Source organism: Chitinophaga eiseniae (assembly GCF_012641265.1).
In the GTDB taxonomy this organism is placed as follows: domain Bacteria; phylum Bacteroidota; class Bacteroidia; order Chitinophagales; family Chitinophagaceae; genus Chitinophaga; species Chitinophaga eiseniae_A.
This window is the reverse complement of the sequence record NZ_JABAHZ010000002.1, coordinates 843824-868246: the sequence shown is the minus strand read 5'-3', so window position 1 is coordinate 868246 and position 24423 is coordinate 843824. Positions and strand designations below refer to the sequence as shown.

Annotated in this window: 19 protein-coding genes; 5 read left to right on the top strand and 14 right to left on the bottom strand. The window is 46.1% G+C overall.

What is annotated here, in order from left to right; translation table 11 throughout:
* Window positions 1-111 precede the first annotated feature (111 nt).
* The 8 genes from HGH91_RS11155 to HGH91_RS11120 form a co-directional block, all read right to left on the bottom strand.
* Window positions 112-1923 (bottom strand): cbb3-type cytochrome c oxidase subunit I, encoded by a 1812-nt coding sequence (locus HGH91_RS11155; protein WP_168738515.1) that lies wholly within the window; start codon window positions 1921-1923, stop codon window positions 112-114.
* Window positions 1924-2034: 111 nt separating this feature from the next.
* Entirely contained in the window at window positions 2035-3078 is a 1044-nt protein-coding gene (locus HGH91_RS11150; RefSeq protein ID WP_168738514.1) for a cytochrome c oxidase subunit II, read from the bottom strand.
* Window positions 3079-3141: 63 nt separating this feature from the next.
* Entirely contained in the window at window positions 3142-4347 is a 1206-nt protein-coding gene (locus tag HGH91_RS11145) for a quinol:cytochrome C oxidoreductase (protein WP_168738513.1), read from the bottom strand.
* A gap of 43 nt (window positions 4348-4390) precedes the next feature.
* On the bottom strand, window positions 4391-5002 hold the full coding sequence (locus tag HGH91_RS11140; RefSeq protein ID WP_168738512.1) for a c-type cytochrome: 612 nt from the start codon (window positions 5000-5002) through the stop codon (window positions 4391-4393).
* 84 nt (window positions 5003-5086) lie between these two features.
* Window positions 5087-5680 (bottom strand): DUF3341 domain-containing protein, encoded by a 594-nt coding sequence (locus HGH91_RS11135; protein WP_168738511.1) that lies wholly within the window; start codon window positions 5678-5680, stop codon window positions 5087-5089.
* A gap of 48 nt (window positions 5681-5728) precedes the next feature.
* A complete protein-coding gene (gene nrfD, locus HGH91_RS11130) occupies window positions 5729-7165 on the bottom strand; it encodes an NrfD/PsrC family molybdoenzyme membrane anchor subunit (protein WP_168738510.1) in 1437 nt (478 codons plus the stop codon).
* A 115-nt stretch (window positions 7166-7280) separates the two neighbouring features.
* Complete coding sequence (locus tag HGH91_RS11125) at window positions 7281-10346, bottom strand: TAT-variant-translocated molybdopterin oxidoreductase (protein ID WP_168738509.1); 3066 nt, start codon at window positions 10344-10346, stop codon at window positions 7281-7283.
* Between the two features lie 70 nt (window positions 10347-10416).
* Window positions 10417-11649, bottom strand: a complete 1233-nt coding sequence (locus tag HGH91_RS11120; protein WP_317166830.1) for a c-type cytochrome — start codon at window positions 11647-11649, stop codon at window positions 10417-10419.
* Window positions 11650-12156: 507 nt separating this feature from the next.
* Here HGH91_RS11120 and HGH91_RS11115 point away from each other — a divergent pair.
* From HGH91_RS11115 to HGH91_RS11105, 3 genes are all read left to right on the top strand, one after another.
* The gene (locus HGH91_RS11115) at window positions 12157-12891 is read left to right on the top strand and encodes a copper resistance protein NlpE N-terminal domain-containing protein (protein ID WP_168738508.1); all 735 of its coding nucleotides are present in this window, start codon (window positions 12157-12159) and stop codon (window positions 12889-12891) included.
* A gap of 91 nt (window positions 12892-12982) precedes the next feature.
* Window positions 12983-13552, top strand: coding sequence for a phosphoribosylglycinamide formyltransferase (purN, locus tag HGH91_RS11110; RefSeq protein ID WP_168738507.1), 570 nt, complete (start codon window positions 12983-12985; stop codon window positions 13550-13552).
* 56 nt (window positions 13553-13608) lie between these two features.
* On the top strand, window positions 13609-14286 hold the full coding sequence (locus HGH91_RS11105) for a hypothetical protein (protein ID WP_168738506.1): 678 nt from the start codon (window positions 13609-13611) through the stop codon (window positions 14284-14286).
* Window positions 14287-14292: 6 nt separating this feature from the next.
* On the opposite strand, the gene HGH91_RS11100 is transcribed toward HGH91_RS11105, so the two are convergent.
* From HGH91_RS11100 to HGH91_RS11090, 3 genes are all read right to left on the bottom strand, one after another.
* Window positions 14293-16755, bottom strand: coding sequence for a TonB-dependent receptor (locus HGH91_RS11100; RefSeq protein WP_168738505.1), 2463 nt, complete (start codon window positions 16753-16755; stop codon window positions 14293-14295).
* A 134-nt stretch (window positions 16756-16889) separates the two neighbouring features.
* Complete coding sequence (locus HGH91_RS11095) at window positions 16890-18074, bottom strand: GTP-binding protein (RefSeq protein ID WP_168738504.1); 1185 nt, start codon at window positions 18072-18074, stop codon at window positions 16890-16892.
* Window positions 18075-18185: 111 nt separating this feature from the next.
* A complete protein-coding gene (locus HGH91_RS11090) occupies window positions 18186-18587 on the bottom strand; it encodes a MerC domain-containing protein (RefSeq protein ID WP_168738503.1) in 402 nt (133 codons plus the stop codon).
* Between the two features lie 205 nt (window positions 18588-18792).
* Between HGH91_RS11090 and HGH91_RS11085 the strand changes: the two genes are divergently transcribed.
* On the top strand, window positions 18793-19419 hold the full coding sequence (locus HGH91_RS11085) for an SCO family protein (protein ID WP_168738502.1): 627 nt from the start codon (window positions 18793-18795) through the stop codon (window positions 19417-19419).
* A gap of 12 nt (window positions 19420-19431) precedes the next feature.
* Window positions 19432-19866, top strand: a complete 435-nt coding sequence (locus HGH91_RS11080; RefSeq protein WP_145662644.1) for a Fur family transcriptional regulator — start codon at window positions 19432-19434, stop codon at window positions 19864-19866.
* Between the two features lie 93 nt (window positions 19867-19959).
* On the opposite strand, the gene HGH91_RS11075 is transcribed toward HGH91_RS11080, so the two are convergent.
* The 3 genes from HGH91_RS11075 to HGH91_RS11065 all read right to left on the bottom strand — a co-directional run bounded on the left by HGH91_RS11075 (window position 19960) and on the right by HGH91_RS11065 (window position 24349).
* Window positions 19960-21681, bottom strand: a complete 1722-nt coding sequence (locus HGH91_RS11075) for a M3 family oligoendopeptidase (RefSeq protein WP_168738501.1) — start codon at window positions 21679-21681, stop codon at window positions 19960-19962.
* A gap of 190 nt (window positions 21682-21871) precedes the next feature.
* On the bottom strand, window positions 21872-22546 hold the full coding sequence (locus HGH91_RS11070; protein WP_168738500.1) for a DUF5606 domain-containing protein: 675 nt from the start codon (window positions 22544-22546) through the stop codon (window positions 21872-21874).
* A gap of 93 nt (window positions 22547-22639) precedes the next feature.
* Complete coding sequence (locus HGH91_RS11065; protein WP_168738499.1) at window positions 22640-24349, bottom strand: lamin tail domain-containing protein; 1710 nt, start codon at window positions 24347-24349, stop codon at window positions 22640-22642.
* Between the last annotated feature and the right edge of the window lie 74 nt (window positions 24350-24423).

Below are 24423 nucleotides of genomic sequence, written 5' to 3'. Positions count from 1 at the left end.
TTTTCTAGCCACATTCCGGGTTTAAGTCCGGAGCAAATTTACAAACATCACTGTGAACAAAATCCCGGGAGGAAGATTTTTCGCCTTCCTACCGGAATTCTGACAATTATATTAGTGTACTTCTTCGTTAGGACCGATAGGCTCAGTTTGCGGAATGAAATCTCTTCCATCCTTGCTATAGTCATAAGCCCAACGATATACCTCAGGAATTTCACCAGGCCAGTTACCGTGACCAGCATGGATTGGTGTAGTCCATTCCAGGGAAGTTGCATGCCATGGGTTCTTGGTAGTCATCTTTCTACCCTTGAAGATGCTGTAGAAGAAGTTGAATACGAACAACAGCTGTACAGCAAATACCAGGATTACCACGATGGTAATGAATTCGTTCAGACCACCGAACTGTTTGAAAGAAGCCCAGTTAGATACATCATAGTATCTTCTTGGCATACCCGCCATACCTTCATAGTGCATTGGCCAGAAAATCAGGTAAGCACCTACCATAGTTACCCAGAAGTGGATATAACCAATGGTGGAGTTCATGAAACGGCCATACAATTTAGGGAACCAGTGGTAGATACCCGCGAACATACCAAAGAAGGCAGACACACCCATTACAATATGGAAGTGAGCGATCACAAACATGGTATCATGCAGGTGGATATCGATAGAAGAGTTACCTAACCAGATACCTGTTAAACCACCGGAGATGAAAGTGCTCACGAAACCGATAGAGAACAGGGAAGCAGGTGTAAAGTTGATATTACCCTTCCAGATAGTAGTGATCCAGTTAAATACCTTGATAGCAGACGGTACCGCGATCAATAAGGTTAAGAGTACGAAGAATGCACCCAGGAATGGATTCAGACCCGTTACGAACATGTGGTGTGCCCAAACCAGGAAGGCCAGGATACAGATAGCGAACAGGGAACCGATCATCGCCAGGTAACCGAAGATAGGTTTGCGGGAACTAACCGCCAATACTTCAGATACCATACCCATGGCTGGGAGGATGATGATATATACCTCAGGGTGACCTAAGAACCAGAATAAGTGTTGATAGAGAATAGCGCTACCACCTTCGTTAGCTAAAGCTTTACCGGCGATGAAGATATCGGACAGGTAGAAGCTGGTACCAGCGTGACGGTCCATCAGCAGCAGGATAAAGCCTGACAGCAATACAGGGAAGGACAGTACACCCAGGATAGCAGTAAAGAAGAATGACCAGATGGTTAATGGCATTTTAGTCATAGCCATACCTTTGGTACGCATATTCAGGATAGTAGAGATGTAGTTCAAACCGCCGAGCAACTGAGAAACAACAAACAGTGCCATACTGGTCAACCACAAATCCACACCTATTTTAGAACCAATAGAAGCATCACCCAAAGCACTCAGTGGCGGATACATTGTCCAACCTCCGGAAGCAGGACCTGTTTGAACGAACAGGGATGCCATCATAACCAGGCTGGCCAGGAAGAAGAACCAATAGCTCAGGCAGTTCATGAAAGGAGAGGCCATATCACGTGCACCTACCTGCAAAGGAATCAGCAGGTTAGAGAAGGTACCGCTCAAACCGGCAGTTAATACAAAGAATACCAGGATGGTACCATGCATGGTTACCAGTGCATAGTAAGCTTCCGCTGTAATGCGGCCACCTTTAGCCCAATGACCCAGGATGCTTTCCAGCCATGGGAAAGTTGCATCGGGAAAACCAAGTTGCAAACGGAACAGAACAGAGAAGAAAGCACCAATGATAGCCCAAACGATACCAGTAATCAGGAATTGTTTGGCAATCATTTTGTGATCCATGCTGAACACATATTTCGAGATGAAACTGTCTTCATGGTGGTGCTCATGATCATGATGATCATGCGCTCCGTGCATTACCTCCTGTTGACTGTGCAATGTTGCTTCGTTACTCATAATCGGTTCGATTTATTATAAACTAACGCCCGGGAAGTATCGTCGTTTGTCAGTTTGTCTTTATTGTTTTTAATTGTACTCCGTCAAAAATTCTTCTACACAAAATTAAGCTTACTTAGTAACAGCAGCTACTACTTTTTGTGTGCTGTCTGCCTTAGGGGCTCCGGCTGGAGCTGCTGTATCAGCGTGGGTCAGACTGTATGTTGACTTTTGTTTGGCTGCCCAGGCGTCAAATTCTTCCTGAGTTTCTACTACGATCACACCTCTCATAGAGTAGTGGCCGCTACCGCACATCTGATCACATGAAATTTCATATGTGAAATCCGCGTTACCGGTTTTTTCTTTCATTTGTTTGGTGGTGTACTTAGGAGTAAACCAGAGGGTAGTAGGGATACCAGGTACCGCATCCATTTTCATACGGAAGTGGGGTAAACCTACGTCGTGGATAACATCACGGGAACCGATGATGAATTTAACCGGTTTGCCTACTACCAGGTGAACTTCGGTAGGCATAAAGTCGTCCTTGTTCAGCGGATCGTTCCAATCCATACCCAGTTCATTACCAGCACCCGGATCGATGTCTTTGAAGTCGCGGCGACCCAATTGACCATCTTTACCAGGGTAGCGAAAGATCCAGTTAAACTGTTTACCGGTTACTTCTACTACCTGTGCATCTTTCGGAGCATCGGAAGTCAGTTGGAACCAGTGTTTCAGACCAAAAGCAACCAGAACGGTCAGCGCGATGGCTGGGATAACGGTCCAGATAACCTCCAGTTTGTTATTGTGTGGGAAATAGAAGGCTTTACGACCTTCTTTTTCCTGGTATTTAAATGCAAACCAGAACAACAGGATCTGGGTAATAACGAACACGATACCGGTGATGGCCAGTGTTACGTAAATGAGGGTATCAACGCCTTCACCTTGTACTGAAGCAGATTCGCCCAGGATTTTGCCTTTCAGCAAATCGTTACAGTAGTACACGCCTATAAGCCCCAGCACCAGGAATGCTATCAGCAGGAAACCATTTATACGGTTGCTTTGCTCACGCGCTTTCTTTTCTCCCTTCAATACGGACACATATTCGCTCGCCTTCGCAATCTGGAAGATGACTATGAATATGAGAACAACAACTAAGACTGCTAAAAATCCTGACATTGCTATATGAAATAATTAAGTTATCTAATGCTTTTCTTTTGCCTAATCTCCGTTATCACCTAATCAGGTGTGGTGAACGATACTTTCCTTCAGGTAAGGGTGATTCTTCGGAACCAGCGCAGCCTTCGTAAGTTGGTTAGCAACCAGGAAGATGATCAGTCCAACGAAACCAAGTCCGAGTCCAAATTCAAACCATGGGAATACCAGGTCTTTCACGGTACCTGGGGACACCATTTGCCAGAAATCCAGCCAGTGACCGAAGATGATCACGATAGCGATGAATACAACGGCAGTATAGTTACGTTTAGTGTCCCTTTTCATCAGGAACAGTAACGGTGTAATAAAGTTGATCAGGAGATTCAGGAAGAAAATTGGTCTCCACTGACCCCAAACGCGAGGTTGGAAGTATTCAGTTTCTTCCGGCATGTTAGCGTACCAGATCAGCATGTACTGGGAGAACCAGAGGTAAGTCCAGAAGATGCTGAATGCAAACATGAATTTACCCAGGTCGTGCAGGTGTTCTTCTGTTACGAAGGTCAGGTAGCCATGTTTTTTCAGGTATACTACAAACAGGGAGATCAGTGCCAGACCTGAAACCCAGGTACTTGCGAAAGTATACCAGCTGTACATAGTAGAGAACCAGTGTGCATCGATACTCATTAACCAGATCCATGGAGTGGTAGAGCCAACGCTGAGGGTGAAAACTACCAGGAAGCCGCCGCAAACAACGGTATTTCTCCAGAGCAGTTTACGACCGGTTTCAGGGCGCAGATCCCATCCATCTTCTTCGATAGACATTTTACGGAGTCTCACGGTAAAAAATACCCAGAGGCCCAGTGTGATGATGGTAGCGATGGTAAAGAATCCTTTGTTCAGGAAAGCAGATTTCCAGGTGAGGATTTTATCTTCTGCAACGTGGTGAGGATTAACCCAGTGATAGATATCATCTCTTCCGCCAAACACGAGGATCATTACTACTACAAATAAGATGGCAGCCAGAACAGGCACAGCCATTGAGATCGCTTCAGGAACGCGGCGGAACGCGATTTGCCAGCCACCGTGTGCGAGGGTGGTAGCAGCGATAAAGAAGGTGCTTGCCAATGTAATCAGCAAAAAGAAGCTGCTGTTTTGCAACAGACCGGCCCAAAACCGTGTCGAGTGTTCGCCTCTAAACGCAACTAATCCGATCAATAACGTCAGCAAGCCCACGCCCATTAACACGAAGCTGGTTTTTTTTAATCTTGCCGGTACTACAAATTGGTCTTTCATTACTGTATATTAAAATACTTGATTGAAATTCAGTTTTAACTCATTATTTGGATGCTACTACTGCAGCAGCGCTGTCTTTAGCAGGAGCGGCAGCCGGAGCAGCAGCGCCTGGCTGTTTACTTCTGATATAAGCAGCCACTTTCCAACGTTGTTCCCTGTCGAGCTGGCTGGCGTAGCTACCCATCATGTTATAACCATAGGTCATTACATGGAACAGGCGACCTTCTGTATAACCGGATTTTGCACCAGCTATCAGGTTGGCAGGAGCTGCAGAAAAAGGTCCGGTACCATCTTTATAGAGAGGACCATTACCATCTAAAGCAGTACCATGGCAGATACCACAATAGATATTAAATAAACGTTCGCCTTCTTTCAGATCAGTTGGCGTAATAGTTAATGGATTTTTTACCAGATTAGCCAGTGCCGTATCTGATTCTTTCAGATGGTATGGCAAAAGTTCACCTCTTTTTACTGTTCCTTCCACTGGCTTCAGGCCTGACAAACGAGCACTATAAAATTCGTACGCACGGGATTCATACATGTCTGGCATATAAATCCTGCCGGGCTTTCTGTTATGCTCCCCTTTATTACAGGCTGCCAGGAAAGCTCCAGTTGCCAATGCGGCTACAATCAATATGTTGGAAGTCCTTTTCATCAGAAATTATTTATCTAGCTTTCATTAGTTCTTGCTTGCTCAAATCCTAATGTTGCAACTGTATGTTTTAGCTGTTAATTATAATTAAGCGTTTGTGGTCTGAATCTTACGCAGATAAGGCTCATCGTCCTTATCCCATCTTCCGAACCACCAACCAGCTTCAGCTTTCTGCTCATTGATATCCTGAGCGCCAGCAGCAGCGAGGAAGCTTTTCACTTCTTCTGCATTGGTTTTTTCGGTTACTTCTATCACCATTACAAATTTATCATCTGTTTGTCTGGGATGGAAGATGTGCTTCTTTACAAACGGCATCAGCTGGCAGAGGTAGCAGAAAGTGTATACCATTCCAACCGCAGCAAATAATACTGTCAGCTCGAAAGTAATAGGAATGAATGCTGGTAATGGAAAGTGCGGCTTACCACCAATATTCAGCGGCCAATCTACATTGAATATCCAACTCATGAAGGATAATGCTGTAGTAGTACCGGTGATACCGTATATGAAACCGGCTGTGTGCAGGCTGGTTTCTCTTAAACCCATTGCATGATCGAGGCCGTGAACAGGAAAAGGAGTGTATACATCGTGCAATTTGTAACCAGCAGTACGTACTTTCTTCACTGCCGGGAACAACACTGCCTCATCGTCAAACAAGCCTACAACAAATTTTTTAACAGCCATATATTTAAAAATTCAAATTCCAGTTAATAAATCTCTTGATTCGTCTAATTAGTGTGCGTGAGCTACGTCATGTGCAAATTTCTCTGCACTTTCTTCTTCGTATACCACCATTTTCTCCTTGAAATTCTCACCGGAAGTCTTCAGGATAGACTTGATTTCCGCTAAGGCAATTACAGGGAAGTATTTAGCGAACAGGAAATAGCAGGTAAAGAACAGTCCAAATGTACCCATGTAGAAACCTACTTCAGGCCAGGATGGACGATAATAAGACCAGCTGGATGGCAGGTAATCGCGATACAGGGAAGTACAGATGATTACGAAACGCTCAAACCACATACCGATGTTTACGATGATAGACATTACGAAAGTCACCGCTACGCTTCTTCTCATTTTACGGAACCAGAATACCTGGGGAGTGATTACGTTACAGGTCATCATGATCCAGTAAGACCAACCCAGCGGACCGGCAGCACGGTATTTGAAGAAAGTGGCAAATTCATAAGGGTTAGCACCATACCATGCCATGAATAACTCAGTCAGGTAAGCGCAACCTACTACAGAACCTGTCAGTACAATTACCTTGTTCATGGCTTCCATGTGACCCAGGGTAATGTATTCTTCCAGTTTTAATATTTTACGTGTAATGATCAGCAGTGTTTGTACCATCGCAAATCCGGAGAAGATCGCACCCGCTACGAAGTAGGGAGGGAAGATGGTAGTATGCCAACCTGGAATTACAGAGGTAGCAAAGTCAAAAGATACGATCGTGTGTACAGACAGTACCAGTGGAGTAGCCAAACCTGCCAGTACGAGAGACAGTGCCTCGTGACGTTGCCAGTGTTTGGTAGAACCGGTCCAACCGAAAGCAGCTATACCATATAACAGCTTACGCAGTTTGGTTTTAGCTCTGTCACGTACGCTGGCGAAATCTGGCAACAGGCCAGAATACCAGAACAACAGGGACACGGTAAAGTAAGTAGAGATCGCAAATACGTCCCAGAGGAGCGGAGAGTTAAAGTTAACCCATACCGGACCGCGGGTGTTAGGGTAAGGCAGGATGAAGAACGCCATCCATACACGACCCATGTGAATAATCGGGAACTGGCCGGCGCACATTACCGCGAAGATGGTCATCGCTTCTGCCGCACGGTTTACCCCTGTACGCCAACCCTGGCGGAACAGGAGGAGGATGGCGGAAATCAGGGTACCGGCATGACCAATACCTACCCACCATACGAAATTGGTGATATCCCAACCCCAACCAATGGTTTTATTCAGGTTCCATACTCCGACACCGAAATAAATCTGCCAAAACACGGAGAAGGCGCCAAAGCCCAACAGTGCCAGGGAGATGAAAAAGCCTACATACCACAGTGTTCCAGGCTTCCCTTCAATGGGACTAATGATATCTTCCGTTACCTGGTGATAATCCTTAACCCCGTCTACCAAAGGTTCTCTCAGTGTGGATTCGTATTTTAAATGCATATTCTATAAGCTTTTAGCTGCTAGCTTCTAGCTACTAGCCTTGTCTTTTGTTATGATCTCAGATTCTGTAACTTCTTTCTGTCTTTATCTCTTAACGATAACCGGTTAAGATCTCTTACGCGTGATGCGCTTCTTCCTTATGTGCAGTTTCTTTTTCTGCTTTAGGAGCGGCATCCTTGTTTCTGATCTTAGCCAGGTAGCTGATAGAAGGCAGTACGTGTGTTTCTTCCAACACATAGTACATTCTGTCTACCTGCTGTTCGTTGCGGATCTTATAGATTTCGCTATTCTTGTCGTTGATGTTACCAAATACGATCGCATCAGCGCCGCAAGCCTGTTGGCAAGCAGTTTTAGCAGCTCCATCTTTCAATGGGTGACCAGCTTTCTTCGCATCCAGCTTAGCTTCCTGCAGACGTTGTACGCAGAAAGAACATTTTTCCATCACACCACGGCTACGAACCACTACATCCGGGTTCAGTACCATGCGGGTGAGGTTATCGTTCATATCCGCAACATCGTACAAGTTGTTTTCGAAGCTATCAGCACCGTTCCAGTCTCTCCAGTTGAGGCGACGTACTTTATAAGGACAGTTGTTGGCGCAGTAACGGGTACCGATACAACGGTTATAAGCCATCTGGTTAATACCTTCGGAGCTGTGGTTGGTAGCACCTACCGGGCAAACGTTTTCGCAAGGAGCGTTATCGCAGTGCTGGCAGAGCATTGGCTGGAACACTACTTCCGGATTTTCGTCGTCTCCGCTGAAGTAACGGTCGATACGGATCCAGTGCATTTCATGCCCCTTCGCTACTTCCTCCCGACCTACAACAGATACGTTGTTTTCCGCCTGGCAGGCAATGGTACAAGCACCACAACCAAAGCAGGTGTTCAGGTCGATAGACATACCCCATTTGATACCAGGGTAGCTATAGTTAGGATACAGGGTACCATCCTTACGGAAGTCAGGACCGAATTTCTTCAGTTCCAGTCTGTCCTCGTTTACTTCCTTAGGGTTCTTGATGAACTCTTCCAGGGTAGTTTCTTTAACGATAGGACGGCCTTCGTAGCTATTATGTGTTTGTGTTGAAGCAACAATTTCTTTTGCGCCAGTAGCATCTGCGGAAGCGTCTGTAGTGAAATAGTCGAAAGTCTGACCATTAAAGCTTACAAACGGATAAGCATTTACACCTACACCGCCGGCAGCTCTACCTGTTTTTTCACTACGGCCATAACCTACTGCGATAGCGATTACATCAGGATGTATACCCGGAACAATCAGTAATGGCAGTTCGATTTCTTTACCGTTGGATTTTATTTTCAGTACTTTCTTTTCGGCGTTGATTTCGTAATCATCACCTAACTGTGTAGAGAAAGTTTTAGCCAGCTTGTTGGAGATACAAGCGTAGTTACCCCAGGTTGCGCGGGTAATTGGATCCGGCATTTCCTGTAACCATGGGTTGTTAGCGAGTTTACCGCTACCGATAGCTACTTTTTCGTAGAGTACTAATTCTAATTTACCACCTTTCTTAGCGCTGTTGATTTTAGCAGCGGCGCCGGCAACATCGCCGGAGAAAGAGGCACCACCTAAAGCCGGAGCAGTAGCTGGTTCAACAATACCGTCCTGCAGTACTTTGTCCCAACCTTCCTGGCCACCCAGTTTGGCTACCCATTCATTTTTCAGGTAATCTGCCCATGGAGTGGTATTACCAGTCCAGGTCAGGAGGCTATCCTGGATAGCGCGTGTTTTAAACAGCGGCAGGATGGTAGGCTGTCCGAAGCTATAGTATCCGGTTCTACCTTCTGCATCGTTCCATGCTTCCAGGAAGTGATGATCAGGTGCTACATATTTACACAGCTCAGTTGTTTCATCAGCTCTTTCGTTGAAAGAAACTGCCAGTTTCACTTTACCCAGACCTGCTGCAAATTGTTTGGCATCGAAGTAGTCGTAAGCCGGGTTAACGCCATAAACCAGTACAGCACCGATGCTGCCTGCGTTCATATCGCTTACCAGTTTCGCCATATCCGCATCGCTACCCTGACGGTAGTTGGATGGAGAAGCGAAATCGATGGTAGTACCGTTAGCACCGATGGCATTGTTAATAGCATTTACGATGATCTGTACATTCACATCGTTAGAACCACTTACTACCAGGGCTTTTCCGTTATTTTCCTTCAGCGCTTTAGCCGCTTTCTGGATACCGTCTGCAACACGTTTGTCGGCAATGGCAGGAGCGGTAACGCTACCACCTACAGCCGCCAGCAGTGCCAGTGCAATAGCACCGGTTTCAGAAGGTCTGTGTGTATATCTTTCATCCGCGTTTGCACCGGTAAGGCTCATTGTGCTTTCAAACTGGAAGAGTTTAGACATTTCCGGTTTCTGTGCATTGATCTTACGGGTTTGTGCAAATTGGCGGGCGTATTCAACCGGGTTCAGCCAGGTTCCGAGGAAATCAGCGCCCAGACCTACTACTACCTTTGCATTTTCAAAGTGGTAGGAAGGTATCACTCTTTTACCGTAGGAAGATTCGTTGGCTTGCAGCATACCTGCATAAGAAACAGCGTCGTATACTACGTGGCGGGAGTTAGGATATTTAGCCAGGAACTCGCCTATTACTTTTTTAGTAGTAGGGCTGAGAACAGTGCTACTTAATAAAACAACAGGAGCACCGCCTAAACCGGCCAGTGCTGCACCTACTTGTTTATCCAGTTCTGCCCAGGTAGTTTCCGAACCTGCGATAGACGGGAAGCGGAGACGGGCAGTATCATACAGGCTCAGTACAGCACCCTGTACTTTAGCGGAAGTAGAACCCTGGGTGATAGAAGATAAAGTATTTCCTTCCAATTTGATAGGACGACCTTCGCGGGTTTTCACCACTACTGGTACATATTCACCATCAATAGCATAAGAAGAAGCATAATAATTGGCTACTCCCGGGGTGATTTCTTCCGGTTTATTTACATACGGAATAGCTTTCTTTACTGGTGTTTCACAGCTGGCAGCGATGGCTGCAGCAGCGGTGGTGAACCCCAGATATTTCAGAAAATCCCTGCGGGGGGTAGTAGCATTCAACAGGCCTTCACTCTCGAACGGTAGTTCTTCACTGAATTCGTTCTTCACAATTTCCTGATGCGCATCGGTATTGTGCAACTCCTCCAAGCCTTTCCAATACTTTTTTTGCTCCATGTTATATTAACGAGTTACGTTTATAAATTTTGATATCTTCTGATTAAGAGAAAATCTCTCTAAATCCAACCTAGTAGTGACATTTTTGACATTCAGTACCACCTACCATTTCAACAGTTACGCTATCGATCTTCTTATCTTTAATATCCTGATGAAGCTTTTCGAAGATGCTGTAATAGTTGTTGTCAGCAAACTGCACTTTAGTAGTACGGTGACAGTTGATACACCATCCCATAGAGAGGTCGGCGAACTGGTGAACTTCGTCCATTTCAGTGATAGCACCGTGGCAGGTTTGACATTGTTGCTGACCAGCTACTACGTGTTGAGAGTGGTTAAAGTAAACGTGGTCGGGCAGGTTGTGGATTTTTGTCCATTCGATTGGTCTTCCTGGCTTGGTATATTTACCAGCATTAGGATCCCAGCCTACGTAGTCGTATAATTTTGCGATTTCGGCAGTACCATCGATCTTCTTACCTTCTGCATTTACCAGCTCATAAGTACCGGAGTACTCTTTAATAGCCTTGTGGCAGTTCATACAGATATTCTCGGAAGGAATCATGGCATGTTTACTCTTCTCAGCACCAGCGTGGCAATACAGACAGTTGATCTGGTTGATACCTGCGTGTACTTTGTGGCTGTAGAAGATGGGTTGCTCAGGCATATAGTCTTTCTGACGACCCAGGCCGATTGCGCCATTGATAGTGAAGTAACCACCTACCATGAAGAGCACGAGGATGATCAGTGCCAGGTAAGCTTTGTTTTTGTAGAAAGGAACAGGATCCGGAGTAGGTACGCCCTCTTTATCGCCAGCCAGCTTATTCAGGTTGCTGTTGATTTGCATGAGGATCAGCGCTACTACAGCAAGGATCAGGGTAATGATACCGAACAGTAAGCTGTTATCATTGCCTTTTTCAGCGGCGCCTTCGGGCTGCTCTCCTGGTTTTGGACCAGCAGTAGCAGGACCTTTTTTCTCTTCTACCTGGATATAAGCCAGGATGTCGTCGATGTCCTCATTAGATAACTGAGGAAACGCGGTCATCGCAGTCTTGTTAAACTTGGTAAAGAGGTCATTGGCATACTTGTCCCCGGAAGCCAATACAGAAGCAGAGTTATGGATCCACTGGTGCAATAATTTCTTATCGGGCCAGCGATCTTCTACACCTGCTAACGCAGGACCTGTCAACTGTTTGTGGACATTGTGGCATGAGGCGCAATTTGTCTGGAATGTTGCTTTACCCTTTGCTGGATCTGCAGCCTTAACTGAAGAAAAAGGAATTACTATACTAGCGCATAGAATAAGCACACTCACAAAATGCTTGCGCAAAAGAATGGAAACACGACGATACACAGCCTATATAGTTTAGATTTGACCTAAAGTTTCTTAAAAGTGCCAGCAAAAATAAGACAGAATGTTGACAATTTACCAACAATTAAAAAAATTTATTGTCTTATAGCTGCTCGTTTTGGGCTCATTTTTTCAGTGGCAATTGCGCTGTAAGTCTTTATGCTGGCCTATTTTAACGTATTGCCGAATATATCTTTCAAAACTTATTATTTTGATTGAAAGTTCGATTCCCCTGTAGAGGCTCGTCTACATCATAATAGGGAGCAAGGTTTGCGGGGATATAGTTATAATATATGTAGATGGAAACAAAATAGTGGCCCCCTATATCCTCCCGAACTTACACAATATAATATACAATATAATATATTATCCCGCTACCTGGTTAATTTCTCCGAGAGTCATTAATTTTACCTAATAACCTGCCGATAGACCATAATGTTCATGCCTCAATTAAAAAACTACTCCATGAAACAACATTTTTTATTACCTGTTCTGTTTGCCGTCCTGGCGGCCTGTAACAACAATACGGCTGACCACCAGGCTCAGAATCCTCCAAAAAATACACCTGCCCCCCATATGGCCGGCACCTACCAGGGTACACTGCCCTGTGCCGACTGCCCCGGCATGGACTACCAGATAAGCCTGTATGATGACCATACTTTCAGCGAACTCGTTGCCTACCAGGGTAGGGGCCAGGAAGTAGCCACCGTAGAAACAGGTACCTGGCAGCAAACCTCCGATTCCACCGTGATGATCCATAAAAAAACGGATAGCAGCTCCTTCCTCGCGACTGAAGGGAAATTGTTACTGCTCGATACCAAAGGAAAACGCATTGAAGGGGTACTGGCCAGCAATTACGTATTGAAACCCGTGGAAGGAGGCGACAGGCGCGCCCTCCTCGCCGCCAAGCTGAAATCAGGTGTCCGGTTTACCGCCAATGGCAATGAACCCGGCTGGGACCTGGATATCGACAACCGGAAAATCTATTTTCATACCATGAAGGGCGACAGCCTCCAGGCAACTTTACCCCCTCCACACCCTAATTCCGACACCTTAAAAGTATATACCACTCCCCAGATTACCATCAGCATCCGGAATACTGTATGCTCCGACGACATGAGCGGGATTATGCGGCCCAACACCGTACAGGTTCAGGTAAAGGAAAAAACCTACCAGGGTTGCGGGGAATTCCTGAAATAAAATGAAAGCCCCTGATATCTTTATTTCCTGACACCATGATATAAAGATATCAGGCACAATTATGTAATTTTGCCCCCCTAAAAGGAATCAATTGAAAAATATTGCCATATTCGCTTCGGGTGCAGGTAGCAACGCGCAGAAAATCATCGATCATCTCAGGAACTCAGATAAAGGCAGGGTATCCCTGATTGTGTGCAACAAACCAGGAGCAGGTGTATTACAAATCGCTGAACGGGAAGGTATCCCCAGCGTGCTCATAGAAAAAGAAGCCTTTTTCCATTCTGATAAATATATACGGCTATTAAAGGAGCAACAGATCGACCTGGTGGTATTGGCCGGCTTTTTATGGAAAATTCCCGCCAACCTGGTGCAGGCATTTCCTAACCGCATCATTAATATACACCCGGCGCTGTTACCTAAATTCGGCGGCAAAGGTATGTATGGACATTTTGTGCATGAAGCGGTAGTATTGGCCGGTGAAAAGGAAAGTGGTATCACCATTCACTACGTCAATGAGAAATATGACGATGGGGAAACGATCCTGCAGGAGCGCTGTGTGGTTACGCCGGAAGATACTCCTGATACCGTAGCCCGCAAGGTACAAGCCCTCGAGCATCAATGGTTTCCGGTAATTGTGGAACGATTATTGACCGGTTTATAAACTACGGCATACCGCCAGGATCAAGGTACTTAAGCCAGTCTAACCCTTACAACTGTATGAAAAAGACACTGCTATTACTATGGTTGTCCTGCTCACTATTTTTCGCATCCTATGCACAGGAAACGAAAACAAAGGTGGGTAAAAACGCCTACCTGAAAGTGAATCCTACTACATTAATTAATGAGTTAGATATATACCTGGAACAGGAACTGTCTGACAAATTCAGCCTGGAGGTAGGAATAAGCGGTATCTATACAGACTACCCTGACTATGTGCTCGCCAAAAAAGTAGACTTCGGCCAGAAAAAGCCGGACATCAGTACCGAACAATTTGTAGATGGACGCGGACTTGGCTTCAGGATAGGCATGCGCTGGTACCTGGTATCTCCGGATATGGACATGGCGCCGGTTAGAGCAGCCGGCACCTATTTCGAACCTATCTTGTTCTACAAAAAAGTATTCTATCCCAACCAGGACAATACCGTCAGCAATGTTACCTATACCGACTCCGGCGACAAATCTGTTGTTGGGCTACAGCTGCTGATAGGCCGCCAGTTTAAAAAAGACCGCTTTCTCCTCGACCCCTTCATTGGCATCGGCATCCGCAGTAAAATCTACAATTACAACACTTATCATTTCGATGCCAACAATAACGTATCCCTGAATAACGGCAAACTGGTGAGTATACTCCCCAGCCTACAGGTAGGGATAAAAATGGGACTCAAGTTGTGGTAACCGCACCTAAAAAGGTACAATTACTTTAGCGCTGAAATTTCTCCCCATATTATATATACCTAAACGCCCGTTAGGGGAGGCGGTATAATATTCGAAATACTTTAACCGGTTGGTATTAGCCTGGTAAGCCACATTGGCTACATTATCCAGCTGCAGGAACACTTCGCAAACCGTTTTCCCTTTCTTGTTAATAATACCGCTACCGGCCCCCACGTTAAAAAGGGTGTATCCCGCTGTAAATGTTTCCGTATTGTCTACGCCATAAAAATGAGGCTGATCGGCGATGATATCTGCTTCTGCCCGGATATACGCTTTGGAAAACGGACCATAGTTCCGCTGTGCCGTAGCTCTCCACTCACTTCGTATATGCGTAGGGGGGATAAACGGAAGGTACCGGGCTTCCTCTCCGTGCAGGCGGATCAATTCCTGGTTTTTATTCCGCCCTTGTATATAAGCCAGGCTGTTATTCACCGCCAGCCAGGCAATGCGACGTGGATGTAAATTCACTGCCAGCTCTGCGCCATACAACCTCGCGGCCGACTGTTGGTAGCGATACGTTGCATTGCCGGGAACAATTACTACCGGGTTACCATTATTATCGTATAGCCTTGCCTGGTAGATATAGTTATCAATATCGTTATTAAACAATTCTATGCTGATATCTGCATCTGGCAACCAGGCCTGTATACCAATATCTTCCTGTAAACTAAACTCCGGTTTAAAGCCGCGGTTACCCAGGTATACAATATGCGCCCCCGGATCCAGGCCATTGGAGCCAATTTCTGTGATATTGGGTGCACGATATCCCCTGGCAATATTGGCTTTGAACAACACCCGTTCGCTGATATTCCAGGTAGCTCCCAAACTACCAGAGATACCTGTATAGCTGTGGCGAAAGGCAGGGAACTGTAAGCGGGCTTCCGCCGTATCCGTTCCCCGCACGTGCTGCTCAAAACCGTTTTGCTTATTGGGTCCTACATAGAAATTATTCCATCGAATCGTACGATTGTCGTACCGGAGTCCCCCTGATATATCTATCTTCCCAATCGTTTTCTTTGCAAACATAAATCCTCCTATGTCAAACAGGCGATAATCAGGAATCGGGAAGTCGGTACCATTTTTACTGGCATTTGACTGATACATGCCATTTACTCCCACGGTAGTTTCCCATCCATCCATAGCCGGCAAATTATAACGTATATCGTAATTGAGCGTATTGAGCACTACATACAATCCAGGCTGCGATGGCATTTCCGGATGGTTATACTCCCTGCGGATACTTTGTTGTAACCCTATCATGGCATTGATATCTCCACCGCCCAGGTTCCATTTGGTACGGTTATACACCCGGTAATGTTGTATATGCTGGTGCAATGGATGGATGGAATAGGAGTGTAGTTCATTTTCCGGCACCAGTGGCCTGTCTTTAATATCATCCTCTTCCTTCACCTGCTTTGTAAACTTACGGGTGATAGAATCCCTGCTGCCATCCGGTATCTCCTGGGTATTGTCATATAACGTTGCGCCAATTTGCGTGCTTCCCCATGATTTATCTGTCCTTGCCAGCGCTGATAGATTATACTCGCGGAAAGCAGTACCATACACCCACCCATCTACCTTATTCCGGTAGTTATGCGCAGTTTTGGCAGTAGCGCGGAATACATATTTCCAGTCGTTCTGGCCGTAGGCCAATCCAAGGGAAGATCCCAACATGCCGTTATTACTATGGTAATCGGTCAGGAAACTACCCTGCAATTTACCGGGCGTTAAAGATGGTATATCCGGGATCATATTAATAACGCCGGCCAGGGCATCGGAGCCATAAGTAAGGCTGGCAGGACCTTTCACTACTTCCGCCCTGGAAACGCCGTACTGGTCTATTTCTATTCCATGCTCATCGCCCCATTGCTGACCTTCCTGCCGCACGCCGTCATATAAGGTAAGTACCCGGTTATATCCCAGCCCCCGGATGAAGGGCTTCGAAATATTAGGTCCGGTAGTAACTGCGCTCACGCCTGGGATGCCTTTCACAATAGCGTCGATAAGGTTGTTGTTTACATTCATATTCATTTCCCGCTTGCTGATAACGGCAATGGGTATAGGATTTTTCCGTACAGCGGTTGCACGGGAAACGCCAGTCACTATTACTTCATTTAGTTTAGACAGGTCTTCTTCAAGCTGGATATTCAATGTACACAGCTGTTCAGCAACGATGGTCCGCTTTATTTTTATAGTCTGGAATCCTATCATTGAAATAACAATATCGTAAGTGCCTGGCTGTAATTGCCTGATGCTAAATCCACCACGTTGATCGGAAATAGCGCCGGTATGTAGCTGACGTATTGCGATGTTAGCAAACTGCAGTGGCTGACCGCTTTTATTAACAACGGTTCCTTTAATGGCGCCATGCTGGCCGTATGTCAGGGAAGTCAGTAAGAGTAAAAATAGTAATGTAGCTATTTGTTTCATGTTAGTAAGAAATGTAGGTAAATGGTAACCGTGTAGGACTTCCAGGATAGTAACACTGGTTACACTTCTAATTTTAATTTTCAACAAAACTATATTCTATTTTTATACTTGTCTTAATTATTTTTTAGACTAATCTAAATCATTGGGAAAGGATCCTTAAAGACGGCCTTTTGCTGGAAGCTTTTAATTTCCAGTTCTGTACACAGGCAATCATCCAGGGCAGCTGTAATGGCTGCAGCATCGAGTTCCTGCCCAATGATTACCAGTTCATTATAGCGATCTGCAAAACGATCATCCCAGCGGCTGGTTACCAGCTCATAGGTTGCAGTATCCAGCTGCCACTGCTGGCGGGGAATAGCGCACCACCAGTAACCCGCCTTTTCCGCGCGCAGCGAACCGCCGGCCTGGCTCCAGTTGACAGCGATCTCCGGCCGGGAAGCCAGCCAAAAGAGGCCTTTGCTACGTATAATATTGCCCGGCCACTGTTCATTGATATAGTGCCAGAAGCGTTCCGGGTGAAAGGGCTTGCGGCTACGGTATACAAAAGAAGCAATACCGTACTCGATGGTTTCCGGAGTATGCTCATTTTCCAGCTCTGCCTGCCAGCCCGCGCTCTGCGCTGTACTGTCGAAGTCGAAGAGATGCGTATTCAGTATTTCTTTTAGCGGTACGTCACCATTTACCGCTTCTATTATCCGCGCCTGAGCATTGAGTTTACGAAGCACTGCCCGGAGATTACCCAGCTTTTCCGGGCTAACCAGGTCACATTTATTCAATACAATCACATTCGCAAATTCAACCTGGTCGGTGAGCAGGTTTACAATGGTGCGCTGGTCGGCCGGATCGTCTGTCAATCCTTGTTCGTGCAGTTGCGCGATACTGCTGTAGTCCCGCATAAAATTGAAAGCATCTACCACAGTCACCATGGTATCAAGGCGGCTCACGCCCGACAGGTCTATACCGTTGGCTTCATCCTGGTAGCAAAAAGTTTGGGCTACCGGGATAGGTTCGGAAATGCCGGTAGATTCTATCAACAGGTAATCGAATCGTTTTTCTGCTGCCAATGCGGCTACTTCTTTCAGTAAATCATCGCGCAAGGTGCAGCAAATGCAGCCATTACTCATTTCCACCAGCCGCTCTTCCGTTTTATGCAGGCTGTTTTCGTTCCGTACCAATTGCGCATCGATATTTACTTCGCTCATATCATTCACGATAACGGCTACACGAATATTTTCGCGGTTATGCAATACGTGATTCAGGAGCGTAGTTTTCCCTGCGCCGAGGAAGCCACTCAGCACCGTAACAGGCAATTTTTCCATATATAAGATGATTAGGTTGCTATTGGCATGGCATACAGGGGCATTACCGGCATGGCTTTATCAACCACCCCCGTTGCCGGTAACGTGATCCCTGCTTATTAATCTATTTTATCAATGATGTTTATGAATCGTACATTGTTTGCAACCACGGATATTCAGGAGGTGCGCCGCCATGACTCCTGCGGCACCCACCAGGATAATTGCAAAAGCCGTGTAGGTACCTGAAAAATAAAAATGTCCTGCCAGCAGTAACAGGAAACCCGTTACAAATACCAGGAGCGGCGTGAGGCGGCGGTGATGCCGGAAATATCCCCGGCCCAGCGATATGCAACCAACAAGGAAGGAAAATGACATCAGCCCGTATTCCAGTGTTTCATTCTCCATAAAATCGGCTCCCAACAAGGGCAACATGGTTACCAGTAAAGGGAATAAAGCACAATGTACTGCGCAGATCAATGAAGCTCCAATCCCTAAAGTGTCCAGGTTCATCCGCTTTAGCGTGTTATCGTCCATACCCCTCTCTTTTTATTGCTCAACAAAACTACATAAATTTGCAACAATGTTGCAAATGAAAATTGCCAGGTCCATCAAATAATTTTATTTCTTAATTGTAAAATGTTGCAATCGTGTTAAAAAATATCAAGACAACGTCTGTCGCTGGGCATCTGTTAACTATGTACTACCTTTGTATATCGAATTAAACAGGGGAATCATACCTATGTCGAAGAAAGCAATTATACTCATTTCGTTTTTTATAGTACTGAGCGCGGGTTTCCTGGGCTACGCCGGATATGTTATCAAGGGTGAAACCGGAACCTTCTTTGGTAAAGAAAAGCTGCCGGTATTGGGCGCGCCGGGGCATACTGTACAGGGATTTTCATTTACAGACCAGGATGGTAAAACGAAGGCCAAGGCAGACGTAGAAGGTAAAATCTACGTAGCTGAATTCTTTTTCACTACCTGTACCGGTATCTGTCCGAAGATGAATGCCAACATGGACCAGGTTTATGCTAAATACAAGGACAAGCCCGACTTCCTGATCCTTTCACATACCGTTGATCCGGATCATGACAGTGTTCCTGTTTTAAAGGCATATGCTGACAAGCATAAGGCCGACAGCAAAAACTGGTGGTTCCTTACCGGCGACAAGAAGCAGCTATACCGCATGGCCCGTCAGGCCTACCTGGTAGATGACGGTACTTATACCGGCGAAGAAGATTTTGTACATACCCAATGGTTTGCCCTGGTAGACAAACAAGGTCGTATTCGTGGCTTGTACGAGGGTACTAAAAAACAGGATGTGGATAAGCTGATGGCAGATATAGACCGATTAATGGAAGAATAAAGTTTTTTCATCATGGGCACTAAACAACAAATAACAGAACGAATCGGTAGTCTCTTGCGGGAAAGCAAGTTGAGTGTTACAGAAACCAGGACTAAGATATTGGAGCTGTTTATGAAAAGCAGCGGCGCCCTGGAGCATGCTGATTTTGAGAAGCTGACCGGTAAAACATTTGACCGCGTTACCATCTATCGCACGCTGCAAACATTTCTTGATAAAGGCATCATTCATAAAATACCTACTACAGACACTTCCGTGCGTTATGCATTATGCAAATCGGAGTGTTCCGAACATGATCATCACGATCATCATATCCACTTCAAATGTGAGGAGTGTGGCAATACCATTTGCCTGGATGAAACCGATGTGCCACAGATACACCTTCCCAAAGGGTATGCGGCGCATACGGTAGAAGTAGTGGTAAGCGGAGTATGCAAATCATGCAAATAAACGACTGATCAAATTATTAGCAGGGCAATTGTCCTGGTAAAAAAGAGGGTGTACCGGAGCTTCCGGTACACCCTCGTCAATTTAGCTAACTTATTACAGTTTCTCTATCTCTGCCTGTATAAAATCGGCCAGCTCCTTTACATAAGCCGGTGAGAAATCGAACTTAACGCCTGCTGCCTTGTATAACTCCGGCAATGTTTTGGTGTTACCTAAACTTAACGCCTGTACGTAATTATCCAGGGCCTGGGTTTTATTCTCCTTGTATTGCTTCCACATGGCGATAGCGCCCAATTGCGCAATACCGTATTCAATGTAGTAGAAAGGAACCTCAAACAGGTGTAATTGCTTCTGCCAGGTAATTTCGCGGTAGGCTTCCTGTCCGGTCCAGTCTACCACGGCAGGAGAAAACTCTTCCAGGATTTCCTGCCATTTGGTGGTACGTTCTGCTGCCGTATGTTGCGGATGCTCATATATCCAGTGCTGGAATTTGTCGATGGTAGCAATCCAGGGGAATATGGTAATCGCTCTTTCCAGTTGTTGCAAACGTGCGCGGCGCAGCTGTTCCGCGTCATCAAAGAAAATATCCCAGTGGTCCATGGTGATCAGCTCCATGCTCATGCTGGCTACTTCCGCAATTTCCATCGGGTATTCTTTAAATGCACTCAATGCCAGGTGATGGCTCAGGAAGGAGTGTACAGCATGACCTCCTTCATGTACCATGGTGGTCAGGTCTTTCATTTGGCCAGCGGCATTCATGAAGATAAAGGGAACGCCCGTTTCTGCCAGCGGGCAGTTATACCCACCTGGCGCTTTGCCTTTGCGGCTTTCGAGGTCGAGGCGCCCCATTTGTTTCATTACCCGCAGACAGTTTCCAAAGAAGGGACCCAGCTCATCAAAAGTAGCGATGGCTTTGTTGATCAGTTCTTCTCCAGTGTGGAAGGGTTCCAGCGGTTTTATTCCAGCCGGCTCAGCTTCTGTATCCCATGGTTTCAGGGTATCCAACTGTAGTTTAGCTTTCTGCCTTTCCAGGGTTTGCTGTACCAGCGGAACAATGTGGGCTTTAATGGCATTATGAAACTGGAATACATCTTCTTTTGTATAGTCGAAGCGACCCAGTTCTACAAATTTATAGTCGCGGTAGTTGGCAAATCCCGCGTTCTTAGCTACCTGGTCGCGTTTCTGTACCAGTGAAGAGAAGAGTTCATCCAGCTGCTCCCGGTCTTGCAAGCGGCGCGCGGCCGTTTTCGTGAATACTTCTTCTCTCAGGGAACGGTCACCACTTTCCAGGAATTTGGCCGCTTGTTGCAGTGTGTACTCCTGGTCTTTTACGTGGATGGCCATTTTCCCTGCAATAACGCCATATTGCTGCGCCATTACGGTAAGTTCTGCCTGAATAGGAATATTCGCTTCCCGGAATAGTTCCACCTGTTTTTGTACGTTCCGGAGATAGGTTTTATATAATTCCTGGTCCAGTTCCTTCAGGAAAGGGCTTTCTAGCAATTTCTTATTCAGCACATCGGCGTAGGGCTGCAGCTTGGGTTGGATTTCCATGCAGAAGTAGGCAAATGCTTCTTCCAGTTCTTTGCTGGTAGTATCGCAGGTCATGCGGATCTGCCGCCAACAGGCATCTTCGCTGGTAACGGCTTCCAGCTCACTCAGGTCTTTCAGCCATTTCTCCAGGTCGGCTACACTATTAACAGGTCTTTGTTTCAGGGCCTCAAAATAGGGCTGTAGCGCATCCCAGGTAGTTACCTGGAAAGTTTCGGGGAGAAACTGACGGGGTAATTTCTTTATATCTGCACTTAAATTATCCATGCTATCAAATATTTTGAATTTTTTCGAATGTAGAAATGTAGCACTTTTTTAGGCGAATGCATTTAAAGAATCGTTAAAAAACGAATACTAAAACGATTCAGGCTTCTATTCACCGTCAGCAAAGGCGGTAAATAGAAGCCTGAAATATTTGTTATCTGTTGATGGGTATCAGCAAATAACCAGTGTCTTACTATTCTTCTGTTTTCTTCTTGCGTGGCTTCGCAACTTTTTTAGGTTCTTCACCTTCTGCTGCCGGCGCTTCTTCTTTCTTAGCTTTAGTCTTCTTAGGTGCTTTTTCTTCAGCGCCTTCTTCAGTGTCAGTGTCAGCGGCTTTTTTAGCGCGTGTCTTCTTAGGCTTTTCTTCTACAGCTGTTTCTTCAGTAGCGACAGCAGGAGCTGCTTTGGCTTTTTTCTGAGGAGCTGCGGTTTCTTCTACAGCCACTGCTTCCACTTCACCTTCACCATCGGCCAGGATCTCTTCAAATTTCAACAGATCGTTTGCTTTGAGGATACCGAACCATTTTACCATCTTCTTCATATCACTCACATACACTCTGTCTTCATCGAATTCAGGGAATACGCTTTTGAAATAAGCTTTGATAGCATTGTTGTCTGCTTTACCAGCTACAAGCGGGAATGCCGCTGCTTTTTCATCCATGGCTTTAAATACTTCAGCCAGGTTTACGTTTTCGCCGGTAGTGAATACTTCAATACTTTCCAGTGGAGTAAAATTATGCACGCGGGAAGATACAAACCTTGTACTTTTATCTTCCAGTGACCTTACGATGGCGCCATCTTGTTTACTGGCTACTAACTGAAACAAACCGCCCAACCCGGTTACTGCAACAATTTCTCTGTACTGCATGTTCAAATTTTTAGGAAGCGCAAATATAAATAATTATAATAGATTGACCGCTGCTATTTTTAGGCAATAAAAAGCCTTTAACAGGGGTGTCGCTCAATTCAACTTTCGTGCCATCACCACCGTGCGTTTACATCGTTTCACCTGTCCAGGTAAATTAAATATTTCTATAAGAAATATGTAAATCCCTGAAGGTAAAAGTACTGCATTTTCGTTTTTTCCGTCCCACTGCAAATATCCATTATTTCCCAACAAAAAATTACGGGCCAGCCATTTCACGGGTCTTCCTTGTATATCATAAATAACAATATTTCCAACATAGCCAGGGCCGGGCAATTGCCAGGAAATCCGGACCCAGTCATCTATACCATCCTGGTTGGGAGAAAAAACACCTGGGGCCAGCACAATATTCAGTGAATCGCCTGCATCCGGCCAGCGCTGGGAGTTAATCGCTCCCGGCGTAGCATTACCCGCCGCCGTAGCCGCCGAGTGCCAGTTACCCGCATCTTCTGTTGGACGGGCATAAGATAATCGCTCCAGCGACACGCCCTGCAGCTCCCGGGCCAGGGGAAAATGCAGGCGGCTCGTATAATGCAGTTCATCCAGCAGGGTGCTATCTGCCCGTAATAATACAATGGTTCCTTCCGTAACGGGCATAGAAGGCAAGCTCCCAACGGTTTGAATATTTTCCGGCTGCGCATGTGGGTATCCTCCACAAAGCGCTGTTACATCAGTGGTGAGTGCCAGTGGCTGGCCGGGCATCAACAGGCGCCCGGTGTTACTGAGTATCTTCCATGGCCCCAGGCTGCCATCTGCCTTCCTGTTACAAAGCCGCAGGCTGGCCAGTTCTATCACTTTCTGGCTACCATTGTATAATTCTACAAATTCCGGGATTCCGGGAACAGGATCGAATAATACTTCATTAATGATTACGCCCTGCTTTTCCGGACGTTGTGGTATGCCAATAGCGAGACTGGTATGTAGCCCGCTGCTTTCTCCCATACAGTCTGTCAGTGCCGTGGTAGTTAACGTATATATCTCCCCTGGAGATAAGGGCCCAGCGAGCTGCAATGCCACATTCCTGAATAGAGGCGGGAGTACGCGACAGGCGGCCACCTCCAAGCCATTATTGAAATGATAATGTGCGGGATCAGCGGCCAACGTGCTATCCAGCGTTTTACTGAATCCCAGTAATACATGCAAACTATCTGTTATAGTTGCGTAGTTGAGATCCGGCCGGGTGTTATCCGTCAGTGGTGCGGCCGCCTCATTGGGACTGCCGGGCGTTCCACCTGTTGCGGCTGTACTGGCCGTCCAGTTGATTTTACCGCTGCAGGGAAGCGCATCATTGATCATTTCCAGGCTGATGCCTCCCTTGGGAGGAGATGCTGTACCATACCAATGCGCATCGTAATCTACCGCATGTATCACCCGCCGCCGTGCATCATACAATACCACCAGCGCACTGTCATCTGCCAGGGCGGGGAACCGGTCTATTCCCCTGACGTTGGAAACCGGGTAGCTGGGCGCGGCTGCGGTAGCACAGAGCAATAGCAGGCTATCTGGCTGCAACAAACAAGCCGGCAGGATAACCTCCCGCTTATTGACTGCCAGGCGCCAGTCTTTCAGCTGAACAGGCGCCGTACTTATATTTTTTAGTTCTATATATTCGTAAGGTGGTAACCCTAGTGTGGGGGCAGGTTTAACCATTATTTCGTGGATAACCACGTCATAAATGGCCGGCGATTGGGTAAAACCGCTGAACGCCTGTAACAACAGGCCCATACAAACAATGGGGCATCGCATATCGGGTAGTTTTTGGGCTCCAAACTTACCCTATTCGCTTTCGCAAAGTGTTAACGCCATCTAAACGGCAAAAA

What these genes read in the sequence shown, in the direction of transcription:
- HGH91_RS11095 (WP_168738504.1), bottom strand. Translation starts at nt 18,074, where the DNA reads ATGGAAAAATTGCCTGTTACGGTGCTGAGTGGCTTCCTCGGCGCAGGG.
- HGH91_RS11125 (WP_168738509.1), bottom strand. Translation starts at nt 10,346, where the DNA reads ATGGAGCAAAAAAAGTATTGGAAAGGCTTGGAGGAGTTGCACAATACC.
- HGH91_RS11155 (WP_168738515.1), bottom strand. Translation starts at nt 1,923, where the DNA reads ATGAGTAACGAAGCAACATTGCACAGTCAACAGGAGGTAATGCACGGA.
- HGH91_RS11070 (WP_168738500.1), bottom strand. Translation starts at nt 22,546, where the DNA reads ATGCAGTACAGAGAAATTGTTGCAGTAACCGGGTTGGGCGGTTTGTTT.
- HGH91_RS11115 (WP_168738508.1), top strand. Translation starts at nt 12,157, where the DNA reads ATGAAACAACATTTTTTATTACCTGTTCTGTTTGCCGTCCTGGCGGCC.
- HGH91_RS11135 (WP_168738511.1), bottom strand. Translation starts at nt 5,680, where the DNA reads ATGGCTGTTAAAAAATTTGTTGTAGGCTTGTTTGACGATGAGGCAGTG.
- HGH91_RS11140 (WP_168738512.1), bottom strand. Translation starts at nt 5,002, where the DNA reads ATGAAAAGGACTTCCAACATATTGATTGTAGCCGCATTGGCAACTGGA.
- HGH91_RS11085 (WP_168738502.1), top strand. Translation starts at nt 18,793, where the DNA reads ATGTCGAAGAAAGCAATTATACTCATTTCGTTTTTTATAGTACTGAGC.
- HGH91_RS11090 (WP_168738503.1), bottom strand. Translation starts at nt 18,587, where the DNA reads ATGGACGATAACACGCTAAAGCGGATGAACCTGGACACTTTAGGGATT.
- HGH91_RS11145 (WP_168738513.1), bottom strand. Translation starts at nt 4,347, where the DNA reads ATGAAAGACCAATTTGTAGTACCGGCAAGATTAAAAAAAACCAGCTTC.
- HGH91_RS11105 (WP_168738506.1), top strand. Translation starts at nt 13,609, where the DNA reads ATGAAAAAGACACTGCTATTACTATGGTTGTCCTGCTCACTATTTTTC.
- HGH91_RS11150 (WP_168738514.1), bottom strand. Translation starts at nt 3,078, where the DNA reads ATGTCAGGATTTTTAGCAGTCTTAGTTGTTGTTCTCATATTCATAGTC.
- HGH91_RS11065 (WP_168738499.1), bottom strand. Translation starts at nt 24,349, where the DNA reads ATGCGATGCCCCATTGTTTGTATGGGCCTGTTGTTACAGGCGTTCAGC.
- HGH91_RS11080 (WP_145662644.1), top strand. Translation starts at nt 19,432, where the DNA reads ATGGGCACTAAACAACAAATAACAGAACGAATCGGTAGTCTCTTGCGG.
- HGH91_RS11100 (WP_168738505.1), bottom strand. Translation starts at nt 16,755, where the DNA reads ATGAAACAAATAGCTACATTACTATTTTTACTCTTACTGACTTCCCTG.
- HGH91_RS11075 (WP_168738501.1), bottom strand. Translation starts at nt 21,681, where the DNA reads ATGGATAATTTAAGTGCAGATATAAAGAAATTACCCCGTCAGTTTCTC.
- nrfD (WP_168738510.1), bottom strand. Translation starts at nt 7,165, where the DNA reads ATGCATTTAAAATACGAATCCACACTGAGAGAACCTTTGGTAGACGGG.